Here is a 2,593-nt window from a genome sequence, read left to right as displayed (position 1 = left end):
CGATACTATAAAGGGACTACCTCGCTTTCTAACCTCTTGTTATAGTAGTGAAAAAAAGCGGGGTCGCCTGATGCTGCGTCTGCGTGTCAAGGAGGTCGCAGAAGCAAAAGGCCTCTCAAGGATGAAGCTTTCCCAGAAAGCTGAGATTAGCTACGACCTCATCAAAGAAATCTTTCGCGATCCTTATCGCGTGGTCACAACGGACACTTTGCAGCGCCTTGCTAACGCTTTGCGCGTGCCGGCGACCGAGCTTATCGAAGACGTCCCTGAAGAACAGTGGAGGCGCGAGACAGGACGAAGGGATTAGCGACTTATCATTGTGAGTGAGCAAGGAATTATCTTATAGTCATGATGAGTTGAGGTAGAAAGCAAGGAGCGGTGGTTATGAGTAACGAGGATCGCTGTATCGGGTTGGAAGTGCTGGAACAGCTTCCTATGGTGGGAGAGCTTATGATGGTTTCACAGGCACTGCGGCGCTGCGCAATAGAAGCGAAGCTAATCAGCAAGAGGATGGAAGAGAAATGCTACGTCTGCGTGTGAGGGAAGTGGCCGAAGCGAAAGGTGTCTCAATGAACAAGCTGTCGCAGCGCTCCGAGATCAGCTATAACATTGTTCGTGCTCTCTTCCATAACCCCTACCACGTGATCAGGACCGACACCCTGGACCGTCTGGCGCTGGCCCTGGACGTACCGGTGACCGAACTGATAGAAGACGTCTCCCCCGAGCAGCGCCGGCGCGAGCTAGAGCAGATCGGCTCCTAAGCGCGGCGCGCCAGCCCGTCAGCGCCAGCCACCCGCTGGTAGCCGGCGGTGCTGCTCAGGCTGGCGGCGCTCAGCCACATCCCCTGATCTCACTGCGAGCGCGTCAGCCCCGGCGACTCCAGCAGGCGGCGCGCCAGATGCAGCCACTCCTCCGGCGTCTCATCCGGCACCGAACAGCCATTCGCCAGAATCAAACGCCGCGCATTCGTCTGCGAGATCGCCGACAACATCTCATTCTTCAGCTCCTCCTCACTCCCGCGCGTCAACGGACCCCGCTCGTGCAATCCGCCCATCAGCGTCTTGCGCGTCAACTGCAGGGCCTCGCTCAAACTCGGACCCGTCAGGCGATCGCTCCAACTCATCACCTGGACCGGATAATCGACAAAGCTCTCAAAATAGACCTCATCCTCAGACTGATCGGGATCGGCATGCACATGCACCACATTCAACCAGCCGCCCTGCGCCCCCTCAAGGGCTGCCAGATCGTACGGGCGACCCAGCTCGCCATACTCCTCGCGCGTAAAATCCGCCGTCGTCGCCCCCATACACGAAAAGAAAATCCCACTGGCCCCGGCTCGAATCAGCTCGCCCATCAACAGACGCAGATTGCCCGCGATCGTCTCCATGACCCGGCGCGCCGCCTCGGGATGGGCGCGGATCACCTCCACCCCCTGACGCTTGCCGATAGCCCGCAGCACATAGGTCAACGGACTGAACAGCGTCACGATCAGCGGATAGTCCGGCCCCACCCGCTCACGGATCGCCCGCACACAGACCACCTGCTCACGGAAACTCGGCGTTGACAGATCCAGGCGTGGATGCTCCGCCAGCTCCTCCAGGCGGGCCGACCCATCCGTCGGCAACGGATAAGGCAGATCCGGCATCACCTTAATAATATCCAGAGCGAACTTCTCCACAAAAAACTCCAGCGTCAACTGAGCCAGGCGCTGGCCCGACCCCTCGGGCCGAAAATGGTGCCAGAAAACCAACGGCACGCGGTCCACCGCCTCCCCGGCCAGGGCCGCGCGCACCCGCTCATAAGGAGTCATCGTCTGAGCCATCGTCAACCGTCCTTCTTTCTTTCCTTCCTTCCTCCTGGTCAACGACTGCCAGCCTCCCACCTGTTGCCAGGCGAAGAGCGCCCACAATCAGCAACCACTGGATTATATCACGCCGGCCCTGGCCAGCCGCTCACCTGACCAGCCAGCCCCAGCGGCAACCTGATCCCCTGGGTCCCCTGTGGCCCTCTGAGGCCTGCTGGCCAGGCCGCCCATCGCGCACCGGCCAGGCCTACCGGCGCGGCGACCACAGCGGCAGCAAAGGCAGCATCGCCGCAAAGCATCCGACCCATCCATCCCGACCAGCAACGGCCAGCCGGGCCGCTCCCCAAGCCTCCACAGAGGAACGAGCGGCACCGTTAGCCCCTCAGCCCGAGCCAGACGGCGCCCCAACCAGACCAGCGCCGAGAGCAGCAACTCCCTCCCCAAGGCCGACGCATGCGGGCGGCCTGCCTGCTGCGGAAAATTCCCCAGAGAGCGAGCGGCGCACGGTCGCCCCAGGCACAGCACCGCCGCCGCCAGCAGCCGAGAACGACCAAAGACCGGCCCAGCCGCACCATCCCCCTGCTCAAACCAGCCCAGCCAGGCCCTCCACAGCCGCCTCTGACCCAAGCGCCGCAACCGCGTGCCCAGCCAGCGCCAGGCCCCAGCCCGGGCACCCAGCCCAGGCACCCAGCCCGGGCACCCGGCGGCCTCCCTGCCTGCCCGGCCTCCCTGGCAACACCGAACCGCCGCCAGCCCCCCGAAGAGCGCGGGGTCAAGTGGGGAAAAATC

The 2,593-nt window shown here is 62.7% G+C and carries 5 protein-coding genes; 3 read left to right on the top strand and 2 right to left on the bottom strand.

Annotated elements, in window-relative coordinates:
• From IRZ24_RS19215 to IRZ24_RS19205, 3 genes are all read left to right on the top strand, one after another.
• The coding region (locus tag IRZ24_RS19215; RefSeq protein WP_297168039.1) for a helix-turn-helix transcriptional regulator at positions 1 to 307 on the top strand (307 nt) is incomplete at its 5' end.
• A 77-nt stretch (positions 308 to 384) separates the two neighbouring features.
• Positions 385 to 540, top strand: coding sequence for a hypothetical protein (locus IRZ24_RS19210; RefSeq protein ID WP_297168036.1), 156 nt, complete (start codon positions 385 to 387; stop codon positions 538 to 540).
• 29 nt (positions 541 to 569) lie between these two features.
• Complete coding sequence (locus IRZ24_RS19205; protein WP_297168033.1) at positions 570 to 761, top strand: helix-turn-helix transcriptional regulator; 192 nt, start codon at positions 570 to 572, stop codon at positions 759 to 761.
• A gap of 89 nt (positions 762 to 850) precedes the next feature.
• On the opposite strand, the gene IRZ24_RS19200 is transcribed toward IRZ24_RS19205, so the two are convergent.
• Positions 851 to 1,822, bottom strand: coding sequence for a uroporphyrinogen decarboxylase family protein (locus IRZ24_RS19200; protein ID WP_297168032.1), 972 nt, complete (start codon positions 1,820 to 1,822; stop codon positions 851 to 853).
• 102 nt (positions 1,823 to 1,924) lie between these two features.
• A partial coding sequence (locus IRZ24_RS19195; protein WP_297168029.1) for a hypothetical protein occupies positions 1,925 to 2,593 on the bottom strand: 669 nt, incomplete at its 5' end.

This window comes from Thermogemmatispora sp., from assembly GCF_019683755.1.
Lineage (GTDB): Bacteria > Chloroflexota > Ktedonobacteria > Ktedonobacterales > Ktedonobacteraceae > Thermogemmatispora.
The sequence above is the reverse complement of the archived record's forward strand: the minus strand, read 5'-3'. Positions and strand labels throughout refer to the sequence as shown.

Bases quoted from the DNA above. Each gene is read 5' to 3' on its own strand.
- IRZ24_RS19210 (WP_297168036.1), top strand. From the start codon at position 385: ATGAGTAACGAGGATCGCTGTATCGGGTTGGAAGTGCTGGAACAGCTT.
- IRZ24_RS19205 (WP_297168033.1), top strand. From the start codon at position 570: ATGAACAAGCTGTCGCAGCGCTCCGAGATCAGCTATAACATTGTTCGT.
- IRZ24_RS19200 (WP_297168032.1), bottom strand. From the start codon at position 1,822: ATGGCTCAGACGATGACTCCTTATGAGCGGGTGCGCGCGGCCCTGGCC.